A 23,473-nucleotide genomic window follows, 5' to 3' on the forward strand; every position below is an offset into this window, starting at 1 on the left:
CGGGGCGGACTCGTCCCATATTCGCCTCATGGCGAAGAAACCTGCTCTCCCCAAATCCCCCAAAACCAAGGCTCCGAACTCGAAGGCGCATCGCCCTGATGTGCAACCGATCGGGCCGGCGCTGGCCGAATTGCTCAATCCCGCGATCAATCGCGGCGATGCGGGCTTGGGATCAGGCACAGGCCTGCAGCCGCCGCCTGACAATTCGCGCGACCGCCGCGCCGGGGGCGAGGCCGCCGCGCATCGCGCGCGGGCTTCGACGCCGAAGGAGTTTCCGCAAGACACGGCGCGGCCGATGCCGCTGCGGCCCAATCCGCAGCCGCCGGGCGCTCGTCAGTCCAGTGAGCTTGCTGGGCTGGAGGAGGCGCCGCAAGCCAATTACGGAACCGCGGCCACGATTCCGACGCTCGATCCGGAACTGGCGCGACAGCTCGGCCTGCCCACCGAGGAGGACGATGCCGAGGCGCTGGCGCGTCCGCCGCGTTCCAAGATGGAGGCACTGGGCGTCAAAGCCACCGCGGATGCGCTGGAATCGTTGATCCGCGAGGGCCGGCCGGAGTTCCGCAAGAACGACGGCTCCATGAAGGTGTGGACGCCGCACCGGCCGCCGCGCCCGGAAAAGTCCGAAGGCGGCGTGCGCTTCGAGATCAAGTCGTCCTACGAGCCCAAGGGCGACCAGCCGACCGCGATCGCCGAGCTGGTCGAGGGCATCAACCGCAACGACCGTTCGCAGGTGCTGCTCGGGGTCACCGGCTCGGGCAAGACCTACACCATGGCCAAGGTGATCGAGGCGACGCAGCGCCCGGCCCTGATCCTGGCGCCGAACAAGACGCTGGCCGCGCAGCTCTATGGCGAGTTCAAGAACTTTTTTCCGGACAACGCGGTCGAGTATTTCGTCAGCTATTACGACTACTACCAGCCGGAAGCGTATGTGCCCCGCACGGACACGTACATCGAAAAGGATTCCTCGATCAACGAGCAGATCGACCGCATGCGCCACTCGGCGACGCGCGCGCTGCTCGAGCGCGACGACGTCATCATCGTCGCTTCGGTGTCCTGCATCTACGGTATCGGCTCGGTCGAGACCTACACCGCGATGACCTTCGCGCTGAAGAAGGGCGAGCGCATCGACCAGCGCCAGCTGATCGCCGACCTCGTCGCCCTGCAGTACAAGCGCACCCAGGCCGATTTCACCCGCGGCACGTTTCGCGTGCGCGGCGACGTCATCGACATCTTCCCGGCGCACTATGAAGACCGCGCCTGGCGCGTGAATTTGTTCGGCGACACCATCGAGAATATCGAGGAGTTCGATCCGCTCACCGGCCACAAGCAGGACGAGCTCGAATTCATCAAGATGTACGCCAACTCGCACTACGTGACGCCGCGGCCGACGCTGGTGCAGGCGATCAAGTCGATCAAGTTCGAATTGAAGCAGCGGCTCGACCAGCTCAACAACCAGGGGCGCCTTTTGGAAGCGCAGCGGCTGGAGCAGCGCACCACCTTCGATCTCGAGATGATGGAGGCGACGGGCAGCTGCGCCGGCATCGAGAACTATTCGCGCTACCTCACCGGGCGCCGCCCCGGCGAGCCGCCGCCGACGCTGTTCGAATACGTGCCCGACAACGCGCTGATCTTCGCTGACGAAAGCCACGTCACCATCCCGCAGATCGGCGCCATGTTCCGCGGCGACTTCCGCCGCAAGGCGACGCTGGCCGAATACGGCTTCCGCCTGCCCTCCTGCATGGACAACCGCCCGCTCCGCTTCGAGGAATGGGACATGATGCGACCGCAGACGGTTGCGGTGTCGGCGACGCCGAGCGGCTGGGAGCTGAACGAGAGCGGCGGCGTGTTCGTCGAGCAGGTCATTCGCCCCACCGGGCTGATCGATCCGCCCGTGGACATCCGCCCGGCGCGCACGCAAGTCGACGATCTCGTCGGCGAGGTGCGCGCGACCGCGCAAGCGGGCTATCGCTCGCTGATCACGGTCCTCACAAAACGCATGGCCGAGGACCTCACCGAATATCTGCATGAGCAGGGCATTCGCGTCCGCTACATGCACTCCGATATCGACACGATCGAGCGTATCGAGATCATCCGCGACCTGCGCTTGGGTGCGTTCGACGCACTGGTCGGCATCAACCTGTTGCGCGAAGGCCTCGACATTCCCGAATGCGCGCTGGTCGCGATCTTGGATGCCGACAAGGAAGGTTTTTTGCGCAGCGAGACCTCGCTGATCCAGACCATCGGCCGCGCCGCGCGCAACGTCGACGGCAAGGTGATCCTCTATGCCGATCAGATGACCGGCTCGATGGAGCGCGCCATCGCCGAGACCAACCGCCGCCGCGAGAAGCAGGTCGAGTACAACAATGCCAACGGCATCACGCCGGAAAGCGTGAAGAAGCAGATCGGCGACATCCTCAACTCGGTCTACGAACGCGACCACGTGCTGGTCGAGGTCGGCGGTCACGACATGACCGACGACGTCATCTCGATCGGCCACAACTTTGAAGCCGTGCTCGCCGATCTCGAAACGAGGATGCGCGAGGCCGCCGCCGATCTGAACTTCGAGGAAGCCGCCCGCCTGCGCGACGAGGTCAAGCGCCTGCGCGCCACGGAGCTGGCCGTGGTCGACGACCCCACCGCCAAGCAGCGCACCGTCGCGGGCAAGGCCGGCGCCTATGCGGGGGCGAAGAAATACGGCAATGCCGCCAACCTCCCCGTCAGCGCCATGAAGAACAAGAGCGCCGCAACCGCGCTCAAGGCCGGCGGCGGCAAGGGCTCCCGCGTCCACAAGCCGCATCTAGACGAGATGCACGGCCCGGAATCGCTGCCGTATCGCGAGAGCCGCGCGTTGCCGTCAAAGCCGTTCGGCAGCACGAGCCGCATCATCCAGCCGACGGATTCGCGGCAGTCGGGGCCGGAGTTCGGGCCCGCGCCGAAGTCGACGGGCGGCGCGCCGGGAAGACGGGGTGGGTGGAAGAAGAGGTAGGCGGCGCAGGTTTATCGGCGACGTTCGTGGTTATGAATTCTCAGGTACGCAATTGCGCATCATAGCTCGCCGCTCTGCGGCGCCCCGGGATGACACGAAGAGAGATTACCCCTCACCCCACGCTCGCCGTCACCACGGCCATCACCGACAGCAGCAGCACGATCGTCACCAGTTGCAGCGAGGCGACGGGCTGGGTGCGCCAGGCCGTGATCTTGTCGGAGAGCGGCAGATGGGCCTCGAAGAATTTCGGCTCGTAGACGGTCTTGAAGAGCTGCGGGAAGCTCGGACCCAAGGTCACCGCCAGCATTGCGTGGGCGAGCGAGGCGAATGCGACGAAGATGGCGACGCCGGGGTCACCGACGAGGTCGTGGTTGCCCACGAGCTTGAGCAGGAAGGCCGCAGCGGCGAAGGTCGGGAAGCTCTGCAGGGTCGCGGTCAGCGCGAGGCCCTCGAGCGCGTTATGCAGGCGGGACTTTCTGACGGTGGCGATGGCGGCCATGGCACGTCTCCCTGATGACATGCCGATGACGGTAGCCGCGGCGCCGGTGGGGCGATGTGAGATGGGTCACGCGACGCGGGCGGGAAGCCAAAGTCCGGGTTGAGCCCACAGCTGCTCTCCACGTCGTCATTGCGAGCGCAGCGAAGCAATCCAGAAACCCGTCCGCGGAAAGACTCTGGATTGCTTCGCTGCGCTCGCAATGACGTGTTGAAGGAGCGCTGCCTCCCGATCATCGTAGGACTCGCGGAGACTTCCCAACCCTCCCAGCGCGATCCGGCGTCGCGGTGACACTGCGCTCGGCGCCATGCGTGCTGCGCGCCACGCAATTGGATAGGGCTCGAATTCGTGCAGCCATCCCACAACTCAACCCACAGTTGCGCGCCATGAACCGCGCATTGCGCTCATGCGTCAAAACGTCTGCAACATCCCTGTGATTTCGCGGATTGCCGGTGCGCGGCACCGCGCGTTAGCGTTGCGCGACGTCACGGGGCCCAACGAGGATCGGCGGAATGACGGTGGAGCAGCTGAATCGCCAACGCGTCGTGCACCTGCTCGATGCCTTCGCGCGCGGCGACATCGAGACGGCGCTGGCCTGCTGCACGGACGACGTCTATTTCCTCACCCACGCGCCGATCGACGTGCTGCCGCACATGGTGCCGCGCCATGGCAAGCAGGAGCTGCGCGAGCTGTGGCAGACGGTCTGGTCGCGCTATTCGGAGATTCGCTACAAGATGCCGCACATCGTCGCCGAGGGCGAGGCGGTCGCGACCTACCTGCACGCTTTTTTCAAGAAGCGCAGCAACGACCGCATCGTGCAGTTCGACATCGCGGTGTTCTACACGTTCCGCGGCGGGCTAGTGGCGCAGATCCGCGAGATAATCGATTCCTACGACCTGGTGCAGCAGGTGCTGGAACGGGAGATCGGGCCGCTGATCACGGGGCGGTGAGCGTCGAGACCAGGACAATTACGGGACCCTATTGTAAATCTCACAAAGAGCGATCAAGTGTGCATTGCAAAAACGTGAATTGCGTTTTGGCCGAAATCTGCTATTTCATTCGTATACAAATAAGTTGAGCTCCGGCGCCCGACTGCGCGTGGGGTTGTTTTCCGTTTCTTCCGCAAAGCCAGCTTCAGGACTGCCCCAATGACAGAGCACAGTCTCTGGCGTTTCTCGCGCGCGTTGCACCGCGCGATCAACGACCGGCATTTTAGGGATATCGAGGCCTTGATCGACGAGGACGTCGAATGGGCGCTCTACGGCCCGATCGACATGTTTCCGTTCCTCGGCGCGCGCCAGGGCAAGGATGCCGTGCTCGACGTCATCCGCCAGCTCGCCGACAATTTCCACGTCCGCCGCTTCGACCGCGAGAGCATCATGCTGGGCGTCGATTCCGCCGCCTCGATGCTGCGCTATTCGCTGACGGCCCTGGATTCCAACAAGCCGATCAGCTTGCGCGTGGCGCAGTTCGCCCAGTTCAAGGCCGGCAAGCTGATCAACATGCGGGTGCTGATCGACACCTTCGATCTGGTCGAGCAGGCACTCGGCCGCGCCATTCATCTGCCGAAGATGACCAGCGTCGGCTGACGCATGATCCGGACCCGAAGGGCCGCGTTAGCGCAAAGTGCGAAGCGGTTTTCCGAAAAGATCATGCACAAACAACAACCTGAAGCGCGATGATGATCATCGCGCTTTAGGGGGGACGCCAACGGGCCCCGCTGTTCGGGACCGATGACGAAGGCGATCGCGACGTCCTGGCCTCCAGCCCCGCCGGATGCCGTCGCATCACGAGCTCGTCATCGGGCGCGCGCCATTCGCGCGGCCCGTTGGTTCGCGTCCCCTTGCGACCCGCCACAATTCCGCAACGATAAATCGGCACTTTCAGCGCCGGAATGGCGCATGGTCATTGCGGCCGCTATAGTGCGGCCGACAGCATGCGCTGGGGTTCGTGGGCAGGACGATGGAATTCTCGACAGGGTTTGGCTGGACCAGGCTGCCGTTGCTGGCGGCCGCATTCATTTTGGGCTCGGCGCTGACGTTACAGGCGCAGATCATTCCGCCCTTCTCCTCACCGCCATCCGACGACGAGGCCGAGGCGGCCGAAGCTCCCGAGGTCAATGATCCCGACATCATGAAGGGCATCGACGTCGACAAGCTCGACTGGAGCCAGCTCGCGGTCGATGCGGGGACCGGCATCGACCCGATGGCCGCCAAGAAGCGCGCCCAGGCCGCCGCCAGGGAAGGCCTCGACTGGTCATCGAACCCCAATGCCAACGGCTCCTCCGCGGTGACGGTCAAGCAATCCGTATTCTCGTTCTGGGATACGCGGATCGGCGCCGACATGACGGTGGCCAGCGAGCCCAAGACGATGTCCGAGCTGCTGGCGCAGAAGGCCAGCAACGGCGGCAACCTGCCGCAATCCTCGGGCAGCGCCTGGGCGACGGCAACCGCGCCGGGCGCGGGCGCGATCTGGGACAAGACCGCGGTGGAAGCCAGGGTCGATCCCGGCGCCGAGCACAGCAAGATCGGGGCGTCACTGATCAAATCGGTGCCGCTGTCGGGCGACACCTCGCTGACGCTGCAGAACGGGTACAGCGTCAACCAGCAGGGCAGCAGTGCGGTCCCCGGCATCGGCGGCCACGTCACGCGCAATTACGAGACCGACCAGAGCGCCAAGGTCACCGTGACCGACACCGGCACCAGCGTCATTGCCGGCCAGACGCTGTCGACCACCGACGACAAATGGCTGCGCAAGGTCGGCGCGGAGCAGAAGCTGTTCGACAACGTCACCGTTTCCGGCTCGGTCGGTGAAACCTCGCAAGGCACGCTGAACAAGAGCGTGACCGCGGGCTTCAAGAAGAGCTGGTAGCTTCGCCTCTCCCCGCAAGCGGGGCGAGGAAGTGAGGCACCGGCCGAGTTGCGCCCTAACCTCGCCGCAGCCGCCGATTCACACTTCCCTAACCATACGCCACGGCAAAACCCCCGAATGGTCCGTCCTTGCCGCATCTCGGCCCATTTGCGGTCAAAATCGGACGCCCTGATGCGGCCTGCCTCACAGACGTCGTCGTGCGGGGGACACTCGCGCTGCGCTCAACGCGAACAGGGGAACAACGATGAACGCCATGCGTCCTGAAAAGGTCGAAGCCACCGAGACCGAGACGGTCGACACCAACCTTGCCGCCGTGACCGAGGTCGAAGCCGGCATCCGCGATTTCGTCCGCAACGACATCGCCTATCTGCGCCGTCCGGCATCGGGCACCACCGACGCGCCGCCGCTCGATCCGAGCGCGGAAGCCACCGTCAACAACGTCAATTCGCTGATCCAGCGCGTCGCCGGCACCTCGCTCGCCGAGATCGAGAATTTGATCTCCGAACTCGAGAGCCTGCGCGACCTGCTCCACGCCGAAGGCCAGCGCGTCCAGCGCGAGATCTCCGGCTACGCCCAGCTCAGCCAGGCCGCAATGAAGTCGACCCGCATGATCGCCGACAACGTCGCGCAGTGGAAGCGCGCCGCCGACGGCCTGCGCAACAGCTGATCGCCCACACGAACGCATCATTGGCCGCCGCGTTCCGGAAGGGACGCGGCGGTTTTGATTTGGGGAAGGTGATGGCTGCACACTCTCCTCAACGAAGGTGTCATCGCCCGGCTTGACCGGGCGATCCAGTATTCCAGAGACGCCAGCGATTTAGCCGAGAAGCCGCGGCGTACTGGATGCCCCGGTCAAGCCGGGGCATGACAGCGAGAATGTGGCGCGGCCAACGCCCACCATTGAACCCACCGCCCCTTCCCGGCGACAAACGCCAAGCGCCCGTGCCGTCGCGGCCGGGCTCAGGGGACATGTCATGGAAAGCATTCGGCCCGACACCACGGACCCGATCCCGTTGCGGCCCGCGCCGAATCAGTTCGGCACGATCATGCTGCGCTTTGTCGGGCTGCTGGCGGTTGCGATCGCCATCCTGGCGTTCGTCTACAGCCGCTGAGCTGCGGCCGGATGCCGGCCGCGATCATTAACGACTTCTTACCGGGCCGCTTCCACGGTCGAGGCTTCCAGCGTGTAGGCGCCATCGGCATAGCCCTTCACCACCATGCCGGCGACCAGCATCACGGCCAGCGTCGCAGTCGCGAAGATGAATCCAACAAATTTGAGTGCGCCGCGGTCAGCCATGGTCCTCGTCCCCTGTCTCTGCCAATTCGTTTCAAATAGACAGCGACAGGTTCATAATTAGTTAGCAACTCACTGGTTCCGCCAAAAGCTTCGCGGTCACCATGTTGCGCAGGCTTATGGCAGCCACCCGGAATCGCGTCCATAGCGCGCGGGCAACACTCGCGTACTCATTTGCCCGTTCATCTTGGAACGGATCTAGCCGCCCTTGCGCAGCGGCACGAAGGCGGAGGCGGTGATGGAATAGACCTCCTCGCCGCGCTGGTTGGTGCCGATGGTGCGGGCCGTCAAAATGCCCCAGCCGGGACGGGAGGCGGAGGTGCGCTTGTCGATGACGACGCTGACGTAAGAGACGGTGTCGCCGGCGAGCACCGGCCTGATCCAGCGCAGATCGCGAAAGCCCGGCGACGGGCCCCATACCGCAACCTCTTCGCCGCGCGAGACGGCCTCGCGCGCCAGACGCTGGCCGTCGGCGACAAGCAGGCTCATGCAGGCCGAACCGACATGCCAACCCGAGGCCGCGAGCCCGCCGAACAGCGAGTTCTTGCCCTCCTCCTCGTCGAGGTGAAAGCGCTGCGGATCGAACTTGGCGGCGAATGTCTTGATGGATTCCGCCGTGAACGTGTACGCGCCGATCTCCCGGCGCTGTCCGATCGCGATGTCTTCGAAGAACCGCATCAGGCCGCTCCCTCGCGCCGCTTGATCAGGATCGGCGAGGTCATCTCGGCAAGCGCCTGCCCCGCCGCATTGCGCGCGGTGCATTTGAACTTGACGATGCCGAGCTCAGGACGGCTCTTCGAGACCCGCGCCTCCAGGACGTCGACATCGAGCGTGAGATCGTCGCCGGGCCGCAGCGGCGAGAGCCAGCGCACCTCGTCGACGCCGGGAGATCCCAGTGACGCGGCGCGGGTGATGAAGCCGTCGGCCATCATCCGCATCATCAGCGAGCACAGATGCCAGCCCGAACCGGACAGGCCGCGCAGCATGCTTTTGGCCGCGGCCGCCTCGTCCAAATGCATCGGCTGCGGATCGAACTCGGCGGCAAAGGCCAGGATCTCGTCGCGGGTGACATGGCGCGGGCCGAACGTTCCGAACCGGCCGGGCGGGAAATCTTCGAAGGTCAGGGTCATCTCGGGAAAGCTTTGCGGGAATGACAGATTGTGGCCGCACTTTGCGGCAATCTCAACCCGCCGGCCCGCATGGCTCGTGCTACATACGGGGTGGCCGCGGTTTTGAGTCGGATCAGCCGAGGGCCAGAATGCATCGACGCGGCCCAAATTTGACGTCCCGATTTGCCTTGGGGAAAGCAATGTTTTCATTCAGCGACCTGTTTCAATGGGACCGCTTCATCACGCCGACGATCATCAAGACCTTCTACTGGCTGGTGATCGCGCTGATCTGCCTGTTCGGCCTCTCCGGCATCTTCTCAGGCCTCGCTGCGATGGCGATCAGCCCGTTCGGCGGCTTCCTGGTGCTGCTGTCGTCGATCGCCAGCGTCGTGGTCGGCATCGTGTTCTCGCGCATCGTCGCGGAGCTGATCCTGATCGTCTTCCGCATCAACGAGCATCTCGGCGCGATCCGGGACCAGGGCGGCGGGATGCGGTGAGGTCGGCGCAAGTGCCGTAGGGTGGGTTAGGCGAAGCCGTAACCCACTTCTTCTGTCTCTGCGGACCGAGACAGTGGTGGGTTACGCCGAGCAGATGCGCTTCGCGCATATGCTCGTCTAACCCACCCTACGGCACCGATGATGGTGCCTACGTATTAAACCTGAAATGCATCACGTCGCCGTCGGCGACGACGTAGTCCTTGCCTTCGAGGCGAAGCTTGCCGGCATCGCGGGCACCGGCTTCGCCGCCGAGCGTGACGTAATCCTCGTACGCGATGGTCTCGGCGCGGATAAACCCCTTCTCGAAATCGGTGTGGATCACACCGGCCGCGCCGGGCGCCTTGGTGCCGCGATGGATGGTCCAGGCGCGCGCTTCCTTCGGACCCACGGTGAAGTAGGTGATGAGATGAAGCAGCGAGTAGCCGGCGCGGATCAGGCGATCGAGGCCGGCTTCTTCGAGGCCCAAGGTCTCCAGGAAGTCCGCGCGCTCGTCACGCGAGATGGTCGCGATCTCGGATTCGATCTTGGCGGAGATGACGACGGCAACCGCGCCCTCCTTCGCGGCCTGCTCCTCGACCGCCTTGGAGAAGGCGTTGCCGGTGGCCGCGGATCCCTCTTCGACGTTGCAGACGTAAAGCACGGGCTTTGACGACAACAGGCCGAGCATGGAGAACGCCCGCTCCTCCTCCGCCTTGCGCTCGACGAGGCGCGCGGGCTTGCCGTCGCGCAGCAGCACCAGGGTGCGGTTGACGAGATCGAGCTGCTCCTTGGCGTCCTTGTCGTTGCCCTTGGCCTTCTTGGTGAGGTTGTCGACGCGCTTCTCGAGGCTGTCGAGATCGGCGAGCATCAGCTCGGTCTCGATGGTCTCGATGTCGGCGAGCGGGGCGATCTTGCCTTCGACATGGGTGATGTCGGAGTCTTCAAAGCAGCGCACCACATGCGCGATGGCGTCGACCTCGCGGATGTTGGCGAGGAACTGGTTGCCGAGCCCTTCGCCCTTGGAGGCGCCGCGCACGAGGCCGGCGATGTCGACGAAGGTCAGCCGGGTCGGGATGATCTGGCCCGACTTGGCGATCGCCGCGAGCTTGTCGAGCCGCGGATCGGGGACAGCAACCTCGCCGACATTCGGCTCGATCGTGCAGAACGGATAGTTCGCGGCCTGCGCCGCGGCCGTCTCGGTCAGCGCATTGAACAAGGTCGACTTGCCGACATTGGGCAATCCGACGATCCCGCATTTGAATCCCACGAGCGTTATTCCTTGCCGTTCTCGTCCTTGGTCAAAAATCCCTTCGCCTGCATGGCCAGATGCACCCTGTTGGCAAAGGTCGCGTCCGTGCCCTTGGCGAGCAGTGCGGCGTGCTCGGCGACCGCGTCGCAGAGCGTCGCCACCCATTCGTTGTCGGCCTTGGCGAAGTCCGACAGCACATGGCCGTGCACCATCTCCTTGACGCCGGGATGACCGATGCCGAGCCGCACCCGGCGATAATCGTTGCCGATATGCGCCGAGATCGAGCGCAGGCCATTATGGCCGGCGATGCCGCCGCCGATCTTCACCCGCACCTTGCCCGGCGGCAGCTCGAGCTCGTCGTGGAACACGGTGGTGTCCCCTGGCGCGATCTTGAAGAAGCTCGCCGCTTCCTGAACGCTGCGGCCGGACTCGTTCATGTAGGTCGTGGGCTTGAGCAGGATCACGCGCTCAGTGCCGAGCGCACCTTCCGAGGTCTCGCCCTGAAAGCGGCGGCGCCATGGCGCAAAGCCATGACGCCGCGCAATCTCGTCGACGGCCATGAAGCCGATATTGTGCCGGTTACGTGCGTATTTCGCGCCGGGATTGCCGAGCCCAACAAAGAGTCGCATGACGCGGCGCGCCCCCCGCTCGGCGCGCGGTCAAGGACCGCGCGCCAGCTTCGAGAGATTACTTCTTCTTGTCGCCGCCGGCGGGAGCCTTGGCGGCAGCGGCAGGAGCAGCAGCGGCCGGAGCCGCGGCACCAGCGGCCGGAGCGGCCGCAGCGCCCGGGGCAGCACCAGCAGCGGCAGCCGCAGCAGCGGCCTTCTGCTCTTCGGCGTAACCGGACGGCGGCACGATGGTGACGAGGGTCGCGTCCTCGCGGGTCAGCGCCTTCACGCCGGCCGGCAGCTTGATGTCGGCCAGATGCAGGGAGTGACCGATCTCGAGCGCGCCGACATCGGCTTCGATGTATTGCGGGATGCTCTCGACGCCGCATTCGAGCTCGATCGCGTGGGCGACGATGTTGACGGTGCCGCCGCGCTTCACGCCCGGGGAGCCTTCCGCCTTCACCACGTGCAGGGGAACGCTGATGCGGATGGTGGCGCCTTCGCCCAGCCGCATGAAGTCGACATGGATCGGGAAGTCCTTGACCGGATCGAGGTGGTAGTCGCGCGGAATGACGCGGTGCTTCTTGCCCTCGAGGTCGATGTCGACCAGCGTGGTCAGGAACCGGCCGGCGAGGATGCGCTGGCGCAGTTCACGATCTTCGATCGAGATCGTCAGCGGGGGCTGGTTGTTGCCGTAGATCACTCCGGGCACTCGCCCGGCGCGACGCTCAGCCCGGGCGGCCCCCTTGCCGCTCTTCGGACGTGCGGTCGCCTTCAATTCCTTGACGGTCGTCGCCATGTCGTTAAGTCCTTGTTTTTGCAAAAGTTAATGGGCCGCAAGGCGGCCCATGGCATGGTCCACAGCAAGCCTCCAGGGGTGCGGGGGCCGCGGACGTGGCGGGCTTTTACCCGGAAGACGCGGAAATGACAAGGAGAATGGGCTGGCAGCCCGGGGGGTTGCACCCTCCCCTAGAGGGCCCGGGTTCTTACCCTCCCCTGGAGGGGGAGGGTCGGCTCACATGGAGCGTAGCGAAATGTGAGACGGGGTGGGGTGATCTCTGCCCTCGGGCAGTCCCCGTGTGGAGGGATCACCCCACCCCGCTCGCGCTGCGCGCGATCGACCCTCCCCCTCCAGGGGAGGGTCAGAGAGACCGCGGCTTACGTCGGGGTACCGCCCAGCTTTGCCTCCAGCGCCGCGATCCGCGCCTTCAGGGCTTCGTTCTCCTCGCGCGCCAGGCGCGCCATGTCCTTGACCGCCTCGAACTCCTCGCGCTTGACGAGGTCCATGTCGCGCAGGAATTTTTCGGCCTGGCTGCGCATCACCGTATCGAACTCGCGCTTGACGCCCTGGGCAGCACCGGCGGCGTCGTTCATCAGGCGGCCGATCTCGTCGAAAAACCGGTTGCTGGTCTGGGTCATTTTTGGCCTCCGATAAACTTTGCGCGAACTCACGGGAGACAATGGCAATCCGACGAGGCCGGTTCAAGGGCGAAGCGGCGGTATCCTTGTCATGCGCCGGTTTCCTTGCAATCGTATTCAACGTCCCTGCATAAGAGGAATCACGGGGCGTCTGCGGCGCCCAACCGCCGCGATCCCGCTTGGACATAGAAGGCGCGATGCCGTTTCTGCTGATCGACTTTCCCGCCTTCAAGCCGATCGCGATCGAGATCGGCCCGTTCGCGATCCGCTGGTATGCCCTCGCCTATATCTGCGGCATCGTGTTCGGCTGGCTCTATGCGCGCTCGCTGCTGAAGAAGGAGCACCTGTGGGGCGGACCGGCGCCGATGTCGCTGGTGCAGATCGACGACTTCATCCTGTGGGTCACGCTCGGCATCATCCTCGGCGGCCGCACCGGCTACGTGCTGTTCTACAACCTGCCCTTCTTCATCGATCATCCCGCCGCGATCTTCAAATTGTGGGAGGGCGGGATGTCGTTCCACGGCGGCTTCCTCGGCTGCGTCGTCGCGGTGATGTGGTTCGCCTATCGGGGCGGCATCTCGATCCTGTCGCTCGGCGACATCACCACCGCGGTCGCCCCGGTCGGGCTCTTGCTCGGACGCATCGCCAATTTCATCAACGGCGAATTGTGGGGCCGCGCCACGGACCCGAGCCTGCCCTGGGCGATGATCTTCCCCAACGATCCGACACAGCTGCCGCGCCATCCGAGCCAGCTCTACGAAGCGGGCATGGAGGGCATCCTGCTGTTTACCGTGCTCGCGATCATGATCCGCTTCGGCGCCTTGAAGCGGCCCGGCATGATCCTCGGCAGCTTCATCCTGATCTATGGCCTGACCCGTATCGCCGGCGAGCATTTCCGCGAGCCGGACGCGCAGCTCGGTTTTCTCTGGGGCGGATTAACCATGGGCATGCTGTTGTCGATCCCGATGCTTATCGTCGGCGCCATACTTATTGTATGGGCTGTCAGGCGCGGTGCGCCGACGCCCGTCCAGGCCATTCGTTAATTGATTTCGAGAAGACCGCCGTGACCGACCAGCCGCTCCTCAACGAGATCAAGGCGCTGATCAAATCCTCTGGACCGATGCCGGTCTGGCGGTACATGGAACTGTGCCTGATGCATCCGCGCTACGGCTATTACGTCTCGCGCGATCCGCTCGGGCGCGAGGGCGATTTCACCACGGCGCCCGAAGTCAGCCAGATGTTCGGCGAGCTCTTGGGGTTGTGGACCGCCTCGGTGTGGAAGCAGATGGGCTCGCCGCAATTCCTGCGGCTGATCGAGCTCGGCCCCGGCCGCGGCACCATGATGGCGGATGCGCTGCGCGCTCTCCGCGTGCTGCCGCCGCTCTACCAGGCGCTCCACATCCACATGGTCGAGGTCAATCCCGTGTTGCGCGACCGGCAGAGCGCGACGCTCGCCAACGTGCGCAACATCGCCTGGCACGACAGCATCGACGAGGTGCCGGAAGGACCGAGCATCATCCTCGCCAACGAATATTTCGACGTGCTGCCGATCTACCAGATGGTCCGGCTCGAGAACGGCTGGCACGAGCGCGTGATCGAGATCGATCCCAACGGCAAGCTTCAGTTCGGCGCGGCGCCGGAGCCGACGCCCCGCTTCGACGTGCTGCTGCCGCCCCTGGTGCGCGCCGCCCCCATCGGTGCCGTGTTCGAGTGGCGCCCCGACGGCGAGATCATGAAGCTCGCCACGCGCGTGCGCGATCAGGACGGCGCGGCGCTGATCATCGATTACGGCCATCTGCGCAGCGACGCCGGCGATACCTTCCAGGCCATCGCACGCCACACCTTCGCCGATCCCTTGAAGGCGCCGGGCCAGGCCGACGTCACCGCCCATGTCGATTTCCAGGCGCTGGCGCGCGCGGCCGAGGATGTCGGCGCGCGCGTGCATGGGCCGGTGACGCAAGGTGACTTCCTCAAGCGGATCGGCATCGACACCCGCGCCGCCGCCCTGATGCAGAAAGCTGCGCCCGACGTCGCCACCGACATTTCAGTGGCGCTCAAGCGCCTGACCGATACCGGGCGTGGCGGCATGGGCTCGATGTTCAAGGTGCTCGGCATCTCCGAGCCGCGGCTGACGGGCCTTGCCGGCCTCAGCGATCTCGAACAGGCAGGAGAGGCCTCATGACGATCGCTTCGTCGCTGCTGTCGGCAGTGCCCGGCCTCCGCCATGCCTTCTTCACCCGCGAAGGCGGCGTCTCCGGCGGGATCTATTCCGCGCTGAACGGCGGGCTCGGCTCCAACGACGACCAGGCCCTGGTCGCCGAGAACCGGCGCCGCATGGCCGAGCATGTCGGCGTCGCGCCGGAGCGCTTCATCAGCCTGCACCAGATCCATTCGCCCGACGTGCTCATTGCCGAGGCACCGTGGCCGAGCGGGCCGCGGCCGAAAGGCGATGCGCTGGTGACGAAGACGCCGGGCATCGCGCTCGGCGTCTCCACCGCCGATTGCGGCCCGGTGCTGTTCGTCGATCCCCAGGCACGCGTGATCGGCGGTGCGCATGCCGGCTGGAAGGGCGCGCTGACAGGCGTGCTGGAAGCGACCATCGCGGCGATGGAGCAGCTCGGCGCCACGCGCGGCGGCATCATCGCCGCGATCGGCCCCTTGATCCGCCAGGACAGCTACGAGGTCGGCAACGAGTTCGTCGCGCGCTTCATCGAGGCGGATGCGGAGAACGCTGTGTTCTTCATCCCGTCGGTACGCGAGGGCCACGCGATGTTCGACCTCGCCGGCTTCATCCGCAAGCGTCTGGAGGCCGCCGGCATCCTGATGATCGACGACCTCGGTCTCGACACCTATTCCGACGAGCGCTTCTTCAGCTATCGCCGCTCGGTGCACCGCAAGGAGCCGGATTACGGCCGCCACGTTCACGCGATTGCGCTGGAAGCGTGAACACACGGGCAACTCCGTGTTTTTCCGGGGCGATGCCCCGGCACGATGACAGTGGCCTGTGTCGCGCCTGCCCTAGACCTTAATCGATTTTAACGATATCGCTGCCCTCCATAATGAGGGACGCGTCATTCATCTTCCGCCGCGCGGGTTCGCGCGTGCTGGCGGTCATGCTGCTGGCGGCAGCGGCCGCGCTTGGCGGCTGCGCCGGGGGTGGCGGCAGTGCCGCCAATTCCTATGCGATGGCGCCGAGCGCCGGCAGCGGGGCGACCGTTGCCTTCGAATCGATTGACGGCCCACCGCCGCAAGTGTTCGACCGCATGGTCGGCGTGCTCGACAGCGAATCCAAGCTGCGCAGCCTGTCCGTGGTCTCCCGCGAGGGCACGGCTGCCTATCGCGTGCGCAGCTACCTCTCCGCCCAGGTGGTACGCGGCAAGACCGTGATCGCCTGGGTCTGGGACGTCTACGACGCCAACCAGCAGCGCGCGCTGCGCCTCTCCGGCGAGGAACCGACCTCGGCCAAGGCTGGTCGCGACGCCTGGGCTGCTGCCGACGACCTCGTGCTGCGGAAGATCGCCCAGGCCGGATTCAGCGGACTTTCCAACATGATCAACGGAGCGCCGGATGCACCAGGCGCGGCTCCGGCGTTGCGGGGACCGGCAGTGGCAAGCGTCGTCAAGGACGCGCCCGCGCCTGACATGCCGGCCTCTGCGCTCGGCTATGCCGAGCAATAACCCCCGCTAAACCACGGCCGCAACTTGCGGCCAAGCCGTTGGCCCGACTCAGGATTTTCAAAGGGAAAACGTATCATCCCGGGTTGCCATTGCGGCCTTCCGCCTGATATTTCCTCGCCCGTCGTAACCGTGCTGCCAGCGGGTATTTTCTGATGTTGAAGGTCGTATCCAGCAAAGCGCGGGAGGAAGCGTCCATGTCGGCCAAAAACGGCTCCATCAAGCTCGTCGCCGGCAACTCCAATCCGGCCCTCGCCCAGGCGATCGCGCAAGGCCTCGACCTGCCGCTGACCAAGGCGGTGGTGCGGCGCTTCGCCGACATGGAGATCTTCGTCGAGATCCAGGAGAACGTCCGCGGCTCGGATGCCTTCGTCATCCAGTCGACCTCGTACCCCGCCAACGACCATCTGATGGAGCTCCTGATCATCACCGACGCGCTGCGCCGCTCCTCGGCGCGCCGCATCACCGCGGTGCTGCCCTATTTCGGCTACGCCAGGCAGGACCGTAAGTCCGGTTCGCGCACGCCGATCTCGGCCAAGCTCGTCGCCAACATGATCACGCAGGCCGGCGTCGACCGCGTCATGACGCTCGACCTGCATGCCGGCCAGATCCAGGGCTTCTTCGACATTCCGACCGACAACCTGTTCGCCGCGCCGCTGATGGTGCGCGACATCAAGGACAAGTTCGACCTGACCAAGACGATGGTGGTCTCGCCCGACGTCGGCGGCGTCGCCCGCGCGCGCGGCCTCGCCAAGCGCATCAACACCCCGCTCGCGATCGTCGACAAGCGCCGCGAGCGGCCGGGCGAGTCCGAGGTCATGAACGTGATCGGCGACGTCTCCGGCCACACCTGCATCCTCGTCGACGACATCGTCGATTCCGGCGGCACGCTGGTGAATGCGGCCGATGCGCTGCTCGCCAAGGGCGCCAAGGACGTCTACGCCTACATCACCCACGGCGTGCTCTCCGGCGGCGCCGCCGCCCGCATCGCCGGCTCCAGGCTGAAGGAGCTGGTGATCACCGACTCCATCCTGCCGACCGAGGCGGTGACCAAGGCGCCGAACATCCGCACGCTGCCGATCGCCAGCCTGATCTCGGATGCGATCGCGCGCACGGCGGCGGAAGAATCGGTGTCGAGCCTGTTCGACTGATTTTTTTTGCGGCCGTCATTCCGGACGCCTGGAGGGAGGCCAACCGGGAATCCATCTTGCGGTCCGCGTAGATCGATGGATCCCGGCACGTGCTACGCACGCCCCGGAACGACGACCATCCCGCAACGCCACGGTCCCCGCATCACAGCCCCCGCGGGTTGTTGCCGTCGGCGACCCATGACATCATCCAGATACCGAGTCATCTCTGCCCTCTGGATGCCTGATGCCACGCCGGAAATTTGCTTGGGAGAAGCTGTCGGATGACGAGTTGCTCAAGCAACGCCTCCGCAGCCTGAGGGTTACGGTCGAAGGCACCTGGCTCGAGGACTGCGTCGGCACGCTCTACGAGGAACTCGAAGAGCGCGGCATCCGGCTGCGGCCGCACACATGGATCTCGAGCGAATGGTTCAGTCCGGGCGACGTGCCCGGCATCGCCATCCCCTTCTATCTCGCCCATCCGCGCCTGATGAAGCTCGAGAAGAAGATGATGTTCGACGTCGAGGGCGGAACCTGGCGCGAGTGCATGGCCATCCTCCGTCACGAGGCGGGGCATGCCTTGCAGCATGGTTACCAGCTGCAGCGGCGGCGGCGCTGGCAGCAGCTGTTCGGCCCATCGTCGAAGCACTACCCGCGCTACTACCGGCCCAATCCCGCCAGCCGGCGTTACGTTCAACACCTTCGGCTCTGGTACGCACAGAGCCATCCGGACGAAGATTTCGCCGAAACCTTTGCGGTGTGGCTGCGGCCGCGCTCGAACTGGCGAACGCGATATGCCGGCTGGCCGGCGCTGAAGAAGCTCGAATATGTCGACGAGCTGATGGGCGAGATCGCCGGAAAGCGGCCGTCGATCACGACGCGGGAGCGCGTCGACCCGCTGGGCCGGCTCAACCAGACACTCGAAGAGCACTACAAGAAAAAGCAGGCGTTCTACGCGTTCACGCCACCAAAGACCTACGACCGCGACCTCTCCCGGCTGTTTTCAGCCGACCCGCGGCACCATCGGTCAACGCCGGCCTCGACCCTGATCAGGCGGCACCGCTCCCAGATCAGGCAATTGGTCGCGCGCTGGACGGGCGAGAACCAGCTCACGCTCGATGCCGTGCTTGACGAGATGATCTCCCGCTGCCGCGATCTCGATTTGCGTGCCGTGGGCCCCGAACAGAAGCTCGTTCTCGATTTCATTGTCCTCGTGACCGCCAAGACGATGCACGCGCTTTTTGGCCCGTCTCGGCGCAAATGGATCGCGCTATGAGACGCCTCCGTATTCTGGTGCTGATGCATCCGGACTTCCTGCCGCCGGACTCCTCCGACGGATACACGCCGCAGGAGATCAACGTCTGGAAAACGGAATACGACGTCGTCAGCACCTTGCGTGCCGCGGGCCACGAGGTGCGCCCGCTCGGCGCGCAGGAGGAAGTCAGACCAATCCGCGAAGCGATCGAGGAGTTCAAGCCGCACGTGGTTTTCACGCTGCTGGAGGAATTCCACTACAACGTCGCCTACGACCAGCACATCGCCAGCTATCTCGAGCTGATGAAGGTGCCCTACACCGGTTGCAACCCGCGTGGCCTGATCCTGGCGCGCGGCAAGGATCTGTCCAAGACGCTCGCGCATCACCGCCGTATCGCGGCGCCCGCCTTCGCCGTCTTCCCGATGCGCCGCAAGGTGAAACGGCCAAAACATCTTGCGCTGCCGCTGATCGTCAAGGCGCTGAACATGGACGGGTCCTTTGGCATATCGCAGGCCTCGATCGTCGATACCGACGAGAAGCTGGCGGAACGGGTCGCCTTCATCCACGAGCGCGTGGAGACCGCCGCCATCGCCGAGCAGTTCATCGAGGGGCGTGAGCTCTATGTCGGCGTGCTCGGCAACAACCGGCTGCGCGTCCTGCCGGTCTGGGAATTGAAGTTCGGCAGCATGGGCGGGCGCAGGTCACGCCACATCGCCACCGAAAAAGCCAAGCACGACACCGAGTACCAGGAACGCGTCGGCATCGTCGACGGGCCGGCGAACGATCTTGCGCCCGAGGTCACCGCACGCATCCAGCGTGCCGCGAAACGCATCTACCGGGCGCTCGGCCTCGACGGTTACGCGCGCATCGATTTTCGTCTCGCCGCCGACGGCACGCCGTATTTCATCGAAGCGAATCCCAACCCGGAGATCGCCAAGAGCCAGGAATTCGCCACCGCGGCTCAGCACGACGGGCTGAACTATGGAGATCTTCTGCGTCGCATCCTGACGCTTGGGATCACCCGCGCCAAGGCGGGTGTGTCGCTGGGGTGACGAGAGGCGATTGCATCGCAGGGTGGGCAAAGGCTCAAAGCGTTGTGCCCGCCCTTTTGTCTCGCGAGAAGAGGTGGGCACGCTTCGCTTTGCCCACCCTACGGCAGTGTGCCTACCCCACGATCCCCGCGGCGACCTGGCCGCGCAGGCGCTCCAGGCCGTGCAACGTCTCCGCGCAGGCGGTCGCGACCTCGACACCCTTGATCGCAAAGTGCTTGCGGAAGAAGTCGTAATGCACCTCGGTCTCGTGGAATTGCTGCGGCGTCAGCACGGCCGAGAACACCGGCACCTCGGTGCGCAGCTGCACGTCCATCAGCGCCTTGATCACGGTGTCGGCGACGAATTCGTGCCGGTAGATGCCGCCATCGACGACGAGGCCGGCCGCGACGATCGCGGTGTAGCGCCGCGTCTTGGCGAGGACCTGCGCGTGCAGCGGGATCTCGAACGAGCCCGGCACCTCGAACACGTCGACATGGGTGAGGTGACGGGCTTCCGCCTCCTTCATGAAGGCGATGCGGGCTTCCGCGACCACGTCGCGGTGCCAGCAGGCCTGCACGAAGGCCACCCGCTGCGGTTTGGCGAAGCGCGGATGCGCAGGTGCCGGGTCCACGGGAACCGGCGGCGGCGTTTGGGACGTTTCGGTTTGGGGATCTTGCAGCATCTGATTCATGGCTTTCCTCGGTTTAAGGACCAGAATCAGGGCACACGGAACGACAAACAGCCGCATCGTCTCGATGCGTCTGCCAGCGACCGTTCTCTTTCATCCGGACTTTAACCGTCGGCTTCGGAGTTGCACCGAATCTGCTGACCCTTCCCTTCGGGATAACCCTCACGGAAGGCGCTCGCGGGCTTGGGCCTTTCGGCCCTTACCGCCGGTGGGGACTTTCACCCCGCCCTGAGAACATCGGCCGTCCGGGATGAACGGCCTAGTCGGAAATATGCCGCCGGCGGGCAGTCGCGGCAAGCGTGTTCCGCATGGGCAAAGCGCATGGTCCCATGCCCGGACGGCGGCCCAGCCCTCGCCCGGCGGAATTTGCGGCGAGCGCTTTTGCGGAATCCGATTCCGGTTTGTTCTCGTCCGTTAAGAATTGTGGCGGAGATGAGCTGTGGACGAACGAGTCCTGGCTTGTGGACGGACTCGCGACCCCGTTGCGCAGATTCCGCAAATCACATCACTTGATCCGCGACAGGCCCGCGCTGATCCGAGGGATCGCAACAGCGACTCCGAGGAGATTGCATAGGCTAATCCGAGGGGACGCCGTAGCGACGTTTAGGGAGCGCGTGCCGGGCCCAACCGTGTGCGTATCAAAGACAACAAGAAGGCAAGAGGTCGAGACGGCATGTCCCTGCTCGAAGGCACTATCGATTCCAGAAACCATCCGCTCGCGGTGGTCGAGGACATCGCCGCCAGCAACAACTGGCCGTTCGAACGCTCCGGCGAGGACGAACTCACGATTGTCTCCAAGGGACAATGGACCGACTACCAGCTCTCCTTCACCTGGATGGGCGAGATCGAGGCGCTGCATCTGGCCTGCGCCTTCGACATGAAGATTCCACCCGCGCGCCGCGGCGAGGTGCAGCGGCTCGTCGCCGCCGTGAACGAGCAGCTGTGGGTCGGCCATTTCGACCTGTGGACCAACACCGGCATGGTGATGCACCGCCAGGCCCTGGTGCTGCCGGGCGGCCTCATCGCCTCGCCCGCGCAATGCGAAGTGATGCTTGCCGGCGCCATCCATGCCTGCGAGCGCTACTTCCCCGCGTTCCAGTTCGTGGTGTGGGCCGGCAAGACGACGGCGCAGGCCATGGACGCGGCGATGTTCGACACGGTCGGGGAGGCGTAGGGCTCGCCTCGCTCCCAAACGTCGTCCCGGACAAGCGCGCCTAAAGCGCGCGCAGATCCGGGACCCATACCGCGTGATTTTCCCCGTATGGCACGATGCTTGTTGCTCTGCTCTCCATCCATTAGAACCGCCTGTGGTTATGGGTCCCGGCCTTCGCCGGGACGACACCGAATTTGTGGTGACCGCAGTGGCCAATAGCAGCACCCTCCAAAACATCACCGGCACCATCCTGCTCGCCGGCGCGGGCAAGATGGGCGGCGCGATGCTGACCGGATGGCTGGCAGGCGGGCTCGATCCGCGCCGCGTCGCGGTGATCGAGCCGCACATTGCGCCCGAGATCTCCGCGCTGGCCGCCAAGGGTGTCGTGCTCAATCCTGATGTGACGACCGCAGGCGCTGTCGAGACGCTGGTCGTGGCGGTGAAGCCGCAGATGTTCCGCGAGGCCGGCGCCAAGCTGAAGCCGTTCGTCTCGGACAAGACCTCGGTGGTCTCGATCATGGCGGGCACCACGATCGCCTCGCTCCAGGCGGTCTGCGGCGGCGCCGTGGTGCGCGCGATGCCGAACACGCCGGCCGCAATCGGCCGCGGCATCACCGTCGCGGTCGCGGCGAACGACGTCAGCGCCGCGCAGCGCGCGATAGCGGATGCGTTGCTGCGCGCCACCGGCTCGGTCGAATGGGTCGAGGACGAAGAATTGATGGATGCGGTCACCGCCGTGTCCGGCTCGGGCCCGGCCTATGTGTTCCTGCTCGCCGAAGAGCTCGCCCGCGCCGGCGTTGAAGCGGGATTGCCCGAAGCGCTGGCGACCAAGCTCGCCTGCGAGACCGTCGCCGGCTCCGGCGAATTGCTGCACCAGTCGGAGCAGCCCGCGAGCACGCTGCGCCAGAACGTCACCTCGCCCGGCGGCACGACGGCCGCAGCGCTCGGCGTGCTGATGGGCGAGCCGGGCCTGCGCGATCTCATGATCCGCGCCATCGCGGCGGCGACAAAGCGGTCGAAGGAATTGGCGAAGTAATCAGGTGCCGTAGGTGCCGTAGGGTGGGCAAAGGCGCGAAGCGCCGTGCCCACCATCTTTCAATTGTCCCTCTGAAGTGGTGGGCACGCTCCGCTTTGCCCACCCTACGGCACGGCGCTCGCCGCTACGCCCCTAACCGCTTGTTGAACATCTCGACATTCACGAGCCCGCGGGCGTGGCGGCCTTCGCCGAGCTTGCGCGTGCCCTCGAACGCCTCGACCTCGAAGCGGATGACGCGGCGCTCGACCGCGACCACCTTTGCGGTGGTCCGCACGGTGGCGCCGACCAGCGCGGCGGCAAGATGGCGGATGTCGACCTCGGTACCGACAGTGACCCAGCCTGGCTGAAGCGCGGCGCGGATCGCATCGCCCGACGTCATCTCCATCTCCAGGATCATCATCGGGGTCGCGTAGACAAAAGGCATGCCTGATACGAAATGCCCGACAGTGCGCTCCACCGGGACCACCAGCGTGCGCTCGGCGCTCATGCCTGTTGTGATGAAGTCGCGTGCGTCCATGGGGACCTCAAACTCAGTGTCGTCCCGGACAAGCGCGCCTTAAGCGCGCGCCGATCCGGGACCCATAACCACAGGACGTCGTAGTTGCGGGGACTCGGAGTGACCGCTTCACTTCACAACCACTTCCCGTGGTTATGGGTCCCGGATCTGCGCTGACGCTTGTCCGGGACGACAGCCGTGAATGCCGAACTGCCGATGGCTACTTCTTCGCCGCCGCCGCGCGCTCCACGAAGGTCTTGCCGCCCTTCATCTTGTGGCGGAGCGGGGCTTCGTTGATCTGGATGACGACGGCATCGGCATCGACGCCGAGATTCTTCACCAGCGCCTGGGTGATGTCGCGCATCATGCCGGCCTTCTGCTCGTCGGTACGGCCTTCGGCCATGCTGATGGTGATCTCAGGCATTTTTCTCTCCCTTGCGGCCGAACACCGGCCATTGACGGTCGCCATCAAACAAGACGTGGATGCCAGGGACAAGCCCGG

Annotated in this window: 27 protein-coding genes and 1 riboswitch; of the genes, 16 read left to right on the forward strand and 11 right to left on the reverse strand. The window is 65.2% G+C overall.

Going from position 1 to position 23,473, the window contains the following annotated elements; translation table 11 throughout:
- Positions 1-28 precede the first annotated feature (28 nt).
- A complete protein-coding gene (gene uvrB, locus ACNJYA_RS34460; RefSeq protein WP_271509035.1) occupies positions 29-2,989 on the forward strand; it encodes an excinuclease ABC subunit UvrB in 2,961 nt (986 codons plus the stop codon).
- Between the two features lie 112 nt (positions 2,990-3,101).
- Here the strand turns inward: uvrB and ACNJYA_RS34465 are convergent, their stop codons facing one another.
- Entirely contained in the window at positions 3,102-3,488 is a 387-nt protein-coding gene (locus ACNJYA_RS34465; RefSeq protein WP_439401542.1) for a hypothetical protein, read from the reverse strand.
- 509 nt (positions 3,489-3,997) lie between these two features.
- Here ACNJYA_RS34465 and ACNJYA_RS34470 point away from each other — a divergent pair.
- From ACNJYA_RS34470 to ACNJYA_RS34490, 5 genes are all read left to right on the forward strand, one after another.
- On the forward strand, positions 3,998-4,435 hold the full coding sequence (locus ACNJYA_RS34470; RefSeq protein WP_439401543.1) for a nuclear transport factor 2 family protein: 438 nt from the start codon (positions 3,998-4,000) through the stop codon (positions 4,433-4,435).
- Between the two features lie 198 nt (positions 4,436-4,633).
- Positions 4,634-5,074, forward strand: a complete 441-nt coding sequence (locus ACNJYA_RS34475; RefSeq protein ID WP_271509043.1) for a nuclear transport factor 2 family protein — start codon at positions 4,634-4,636, stop codon at positions 5,072-5,074.
- 373 nt (positions 5,075-5,447) lie between these two features.
- Positions 5,448-6,356, forward strand: a complete 909-nt coding sequence (locus tag ACNJYA_RS34480; RefSeq protein ID WP_439401544.1) for a hypothetical protein — start codon at positions 5,448-5,450, stop codon at positions 6,354-6,356.
- 244 nt (positions 6,357-6,600) lie between these two features.
- On the forward strand, positions 6,601-7,023 hold the full coding sequence (locus tag ACNJYA_RS34485; protein WP_197953693.1) for a hypothetical protein: 423 nt from the start codon (positions 6,601-6,603) through the stop codon (positions 7,021-7,023).
- Between the two features lie 307 nt (positions 7,024-7,330).
- Entirely contained in the window at positions 7,331-7,468 is a 138-nt protein-coding gene (locus tag ACNJYA_RS34490) for a hypothetical protein (protein WP_007614812.1), read from the forward strand.
- Positions 7,469-7,506: 38 nt separating this feature from the next.
- On the opposite strand, the gene ACNJYA_RS34495 is transcribed toward ACNJYA_RS34490, so the two are convergent.
- The 3 genes from ACNJYA_RS34495 to ACNJYA_RS34505 all read right to left on the reverse strand — a co-directional run bounded on the left by ACNJYA_RS34495 (position 7,507) and on the right by ACNJYA_RS34505 (position 8,780).
- Entirely contained in the window at positions 7,507-7,653 is a 147-nt protein-coding gene (locus ACNJYA_RS34495; protein WP_027545961.1) for a hypothetical protein, read from the reverse strand.
- A gap of 195 nt (positions 7,654-7,848) precedes the next feature.
- Positions 7,849-8,328 (reverse strand): MaoC family dehydratase, encoded by a 480-nt coding sequence (locus ACNJYA_RS34500; RefSeq protein ID WP_439401545.1) that lies wholly within the window; start codon positions 8,326-8,328, stop codon positions 7,849-7,851.
- Entirely contained in the window at positions 8,328-8,780 is a 453-nt protein-coding gene (locus ACNJYA_RS34505) for a MaoC family dehydratase (RefSeq protein WP_172788744.1), read from the reverse strand. Before ACNJYA_RS34505 ends, ACNJYA_RS34500 begins: the two co-directional genes overlap by 1 nt.
- Positions 8,781-8,959: 179 nt before the next feature.
- Here ACNJYA_RS34505 and ACNJYA_RS34510 point away from each other — a divergent pair, with 179 nt between their 5' ends.
- Positions 8,960-9,256: a DUF4282 domain-containing protein gene (locus tag ACNJYA_RS34510; protein WP_018648333.1), complete on the forward strand. Its 297-nt coding sequence runs from the start codon at positions 8,960-8,962 to the stop codon at positions 9,254-9,256.
- A gap of 148 nt (positions 9,257-9,404) precedes the next feature.
- Here the strand turns inward: ACNJYA_RS34510 and ychF are convergent, their stop codons facing one another.
- From ychF to ACNJYA_RS34530, 4 genes are all read right to left on the reverse strand, one after another.
- Positions 9,405-10,502, reverse strand: coding sequence for a redox-regulated ATPase YchF (gene ychF / locus ACNJYA_RS34515; protein ID WP_439401546.1), 1,098 nt, complete (start codon positions 10,500-10,502; stop codon positions 9,405-9,407).
- Between the two features lie 5 nt (positions 10,503-10,507).
- Entirely contained in the window at positions 10,508-11,113 is a 606-nt protein-coding gene (gene pth / locus ACNJYA_RS34520; RefSeq protein ID WP_212259376.1) for an aminoacyl-tRNA hydrolase, read from the reverse strand.
- A 58-nt stretch (positions 11,114-11,171) separates the two neighbouring features.
- Positions 11,172-11,891 (reverse strand): 50S ribosomal protein L25/general stress protein Ctc, encoded by a 720-nt coding sequence (locus ACNJYA_RS34525; RefSeq protein WP_172788747.1) that lies wholly within the window; start codon positions 11,889-11,891, stop codon positions 11,172-11,174.
- A 359-nt stretch (positions 11,892-12,250) separates the two neighbouring features.
- Entirely contained in the window at positions 12,251-12,511 is a 261-nt protein-coding gene (locus ACNJYA_RS34530) for an accessory factor UbiK family protein (protein ID WP_100235986.1), read from the reverse strand.
- Between the two features lie 197 nt (positions 12,512-12,708).
- On the opposite strand from ACNJYA_RS34530, the gene lgt reads away from it, so the two are divergent.
- The 7 genes from lgt (at position 12,709) to ACNJYA_RS34565 (ending at position 19,619) form a co-directional block, all read left to right on the forward strand.
- Positions 12,709-13,554: a prolipoprotein diacylglyceryl transferase gene (gene lgt / locus ACNJYA_RS34535; RefSeq protein WP_172788748.1), complete on the forward strand. Its 846-nt coding sequence runs from the start codon at positions 12,709-12,711 to the stop codon at positions 13,552-13,554.
- Between the two features lie 20 nt (positions 13,555-13,574).
- A complete protein-coding gene (locus ACNJYA_RS34540) occupies positions 13,575-14,693 on the forward strand; it encodes a class I SAM-dependent methyltransferase (protein WP_439401547.1) in 1,119 nt (372 codons plus the stop codon).
- Complete coding sequence (gene pgeF / locus ACNJYA_RS34545; protein ID WP_439401548.1) at positions 14,690-15,457, forward strand: peptidoglycan editing factor PgeF; 768 nt, start codon at positions 14,690-14,692, stop codon at positions 15,455-15,457. The genes ACNJYA_RS34540 and pgeF overlap by 4 nt, the downstream gene beginning before the upstream one ends.
- 113 nt (positions 15,458-15,570) lie before the next feature.
- Entirely contained in the window at positions 15,571-16,188 is a 618-nt protein-coding gene (locus tag ACNJYA_RS34550; protein ID WP_439401549.1) for a hypothetical protein, read from the forward strand.
- A gap of 194 nt (positions 16,189-16,382) precedes the next feature.
- Entirely contained in the window at positions 16,383-17,336 is a 954-nt protein-coding gene (locus ACNJYA_RS34555; RefSeq protein WP_172788752.1) for a ribose-phosphate pyrophosphokinase, read from the forward strand.
- 223 nt (positions 17,337-17,559) lie between these two features.
- Entirely contained in the window at positions 17,560-18,588 is a 1,029-nt protein-coding gene (locus ACNJYA_RS34560) for a putative zinc-binding metallopeptidase (protein WP_439401550.1), read from the forward strand.
- Positions 18,585-19,619, forward strand: coding sequence for a D-alanine--D-alanine ligase family protein (locus ACNJYA_RS34565; RefSeq protein ID WP_439401551.1), 1,035 nt, complete (start codon positions 18,585-18,587; stop codon positions 19,617-19,619). The genes ACNJYA_RS34560 and ACNJYA_RS34565 overlap by 4 nt, the downstream gene beginning before the upstream one ends.
- Positions 19,620-19,731: 112 nt before the next feature.
- Here ACNJYA_RS34565 and ACNJYA_RS34570 read toward each other — a convergent pair whose 3' ends face one another.
- On the reverse strand, positions 19,732-20,289 hold the full coding sequence (locus tag ACNJYA_RS34570; RefSeq protein WP_036027167.1) for a 6,7-dimethyl-8-ribityllumazine synthase: 558 nt from the start codon (positions 20,287-20,289) through the stop codon (positions 19,732-19,734).
- A 78-nt stretch (positions 20,290-20,367) separates the two neighbouring features.
- A riboswitch (FMN riboswitch) is annotated at positions 20,368-20,526 on the reverse strand.
- A 433-nt stretch (positions 20,527-20,959) separates the two neighbouring features.
- Between ACNJYA_RS34570 and ACNJYA_RS34575 the strand changes: the two genes are divergently transcribed.
- Complete coding sequence (locus ACNJYA_RS34575) at positions 20,960-21,460, forward strand: YbjN domain-containing protein (RefSeq protein ID WP_172788755.1); 501 nt, start codon at positions 20,960-20,962, stop codon at positions 21,458-21,460.
- 139 nt (positions 21,461-21,599) lie between these two features.
- Positions 21,600-22,475, forward strand: a complete 876-nt coding sequence (gene proC, locus ACNJYA_RS34580) for a pyrroline-5-carboxylate reductase (protein ID WP_212259401.1) — start codon at positions 21,600-21,602, stop codon at positions 22,473-22,475.
- 124 nt (positions 22,476-22,599) lie between these two features.
- Here the strand turns inward: proC and ACNJYA_RS34585 are convergent, their stop codons facing one another.
- Together ACNJYA_RS34585 and ACNJYA_RS34590 are read right to left on the reverse strand one after the other, a co-directional pair.
- Entirely contained in the window at positions 22,600-22,992 is a 393-nt protein-coding gene (locus ACNJYA_RS34585; RefSeq protein WP_128264805.1) for a thioesterase family protein, read from the reverse strand.
- 199 nt (positions 22,993-23,191) lie between these two features.
- Positions 23,192-23,395, reverse strand: a complete 204-nt coding sequence (locus ACNJYA_RS34590; RefSeq protein ID WP_025033847.1) for a tautomerase family protein — start codon at positions 23,393-23,395, stop codon at positions 23,192-23,194.
- Positions 23,396-23,473: the final 78 nt, after the last annotated feature.

Origin of the sequence: Bradyrhizobium sp. BLXBL-01 (assembly GCF_051853025.1) — a bacterium.
Taxonomy (GTDB): Bacteria; Pseudomonadota; Alphaproteobacteria; order Rhizobiales; family Xanthobacteraceae; genus Bradyrhizobium.

Coding starts and splice junctions, on each gene's coding strand:
- ACNJYA_RS34510 (WP_018648333.1), top strand. CDS start 8,960: ATGTTTTCATTCAGCGACCTGTTTCAATGGGACCGCTTCATCACGCCG.
- ACNJYA_RS34480 (WP_439401544.1), top strand. CDS start 5,448: ATGGAATTCTCGACAGGGTTTGGCTGGACCAGGCTGCCGTTGCTGGCG.
- ACNJYA_RS34485 (WP_197953693.1), top strand. CDS start 6,601: ATGAACGCCATGCGTCCTGAAAAGGTCGAAGCCACCGAGACCGAGACG.
- lgt (WP_172788748.1), top strand. CDS start 12,709: ATGCCGTTTCTGCTGATCGACTTTCCCGCCTTCAAGCCGATCGCGATC.
- ACNJYA_RS34550 (WP_439401549.1), top strand. CDS start 15,571: ATGAGGGACGCGTCATTCATCTTCCGCCGCGCGGGTTCGCGCGTGCTG.
- ACNJYA_RS34470 (WP_439401543.1), top strand. CDS start 3,998: ATGACGGTGGAGCAGCTGAATCGCCAACGCGTCGTGCACCTGCTCGAT.
- ACNJYA_RS34555 (WP_172788752.1), top strand. CDS start 16,383: ATGTCGGCCAAAAACGGCTCCATCAAGCTCGTCGCCGGCAACTCCAAT.
- pth (WP_212259376.1), bottom strand. CDS start 11,113: ATGCGACTCTTTGTTGGGCTCGGCAATCCCGGCGCGAAATACGCACGT.
- proC (WP_212259401.1), top strand. CDS start 21,600: ATGGGTCCCGGCCTTCGCCGGGACGACACCGAATTTGTGGTGACCGCA.
- ACNJYA_RS34490 (WP_007614812.1), top strand. CDS start 7,331: ATGGAAAGCATTCGGCCCGACACCACGGACCCGATCCCGTTGCGGCCC.
- ACNJYA_RS34465 (WP_439401542.1), bottom strand. CDS start 3,488: ATGGCCGCCATCGCCACCGTCAGAAAGTCCCGCCTGCATAACGCGCTC.
- ACNJYA_RS34570 (WP_036027167.1), bottom strand. CDS start 20,289: ATGAATCAGATGCTGCAAGATCCCCAAACCGAAACGTCCCAAACGCCG.
- ACNJYA_RS34495 (WP_027545961.1), bottom strand. CDS start 7,653: ATGGCTGACCGCGGCGCACTCAAATTTGTTGGATTCATCTTCGCGACT.
- ACNJYA_RS34575 (WP_172788755.1), top strand. CDS start 20,960: ATGTCCCTGCTCGAAGGCACTATCGATTCCAGAAACCATCCGCTCGCG.
- ACNJYA_RS34585 (WP_128264805.1), bottom strand. CDS start 22,992: ATGGACGCACGCGACTTCATCACAACAGGCATGAGCGCCGAGCGCACG.
- ACNJYA_RS34525 (WP_172788747.1), bottom strand. CDS start 11,891: ATGGCGACGACCGTCAAGGAATTGAAGGCGACCGCACGTCCGAAGAGC.
- ACNJYA_RS34500 (WP_439401545.1), bottom strand. CDS start 8,328: ATGCGGTTCTTCGAAGACATCGCGATCGGACAGCGCCGGGAGATCGGC.
- pgeF (WP_439401548.1), top strand. CDS start 14,690: ATGACGATCGCTTCGTCGCTGCTGTCGGCAGTGCCCGGCCTCCGCCAT.
- ACNJYA_RS34590 (WP_025033847.1), bottom strand. CDS start 23,395: ATGCCTGAGATCACCATCAGCATGGCCGAAGGCCGTACCGACGAGCAG.
- ACNJYA_RS34475 (WP_271509043.1), top strand. CDS start 4,634: ATGACAGAGCACAGTCTCTGGCGTTTCTCGCGCGCGTTGCACCGCGCG.
- uvrB (WP_271509035.1), top strand. CDS start 29: ATGGCGAAGAAACCTGCTCTCCCCAAATCCCCCAAAACCAAGGCTCCG.
- ACNJYA_RS34565 (WP_439401551.1), top strand. CDS start 18,585: ATGAGACGCCTCCGTATTCTGGTGCTGATGCATCCGGACTTCCTGCCG.
- ACNJYA_RS34530 (WP_100235986.1), bottom strand. CDS start 12,511: ATGACCCAGACCAGCAACCGGTTTTTCGACGAGATCGGCCGCCTGATG.
- ACNJYA_RS34560 (WP_439401550.1), top strand. CDS start 17,560: ATGCCACGCCGGAAATTTGCTTGGGAGAAGCTGTCGGATGACGAGTTG.
- ACNJYA_RS34505 (WP_172788744.1), bottom strand. CDS start 8,780: ATGACCCTGACCTTCGAAGATTTCCCGCCCGGCCGGTTCGGAACGTTC.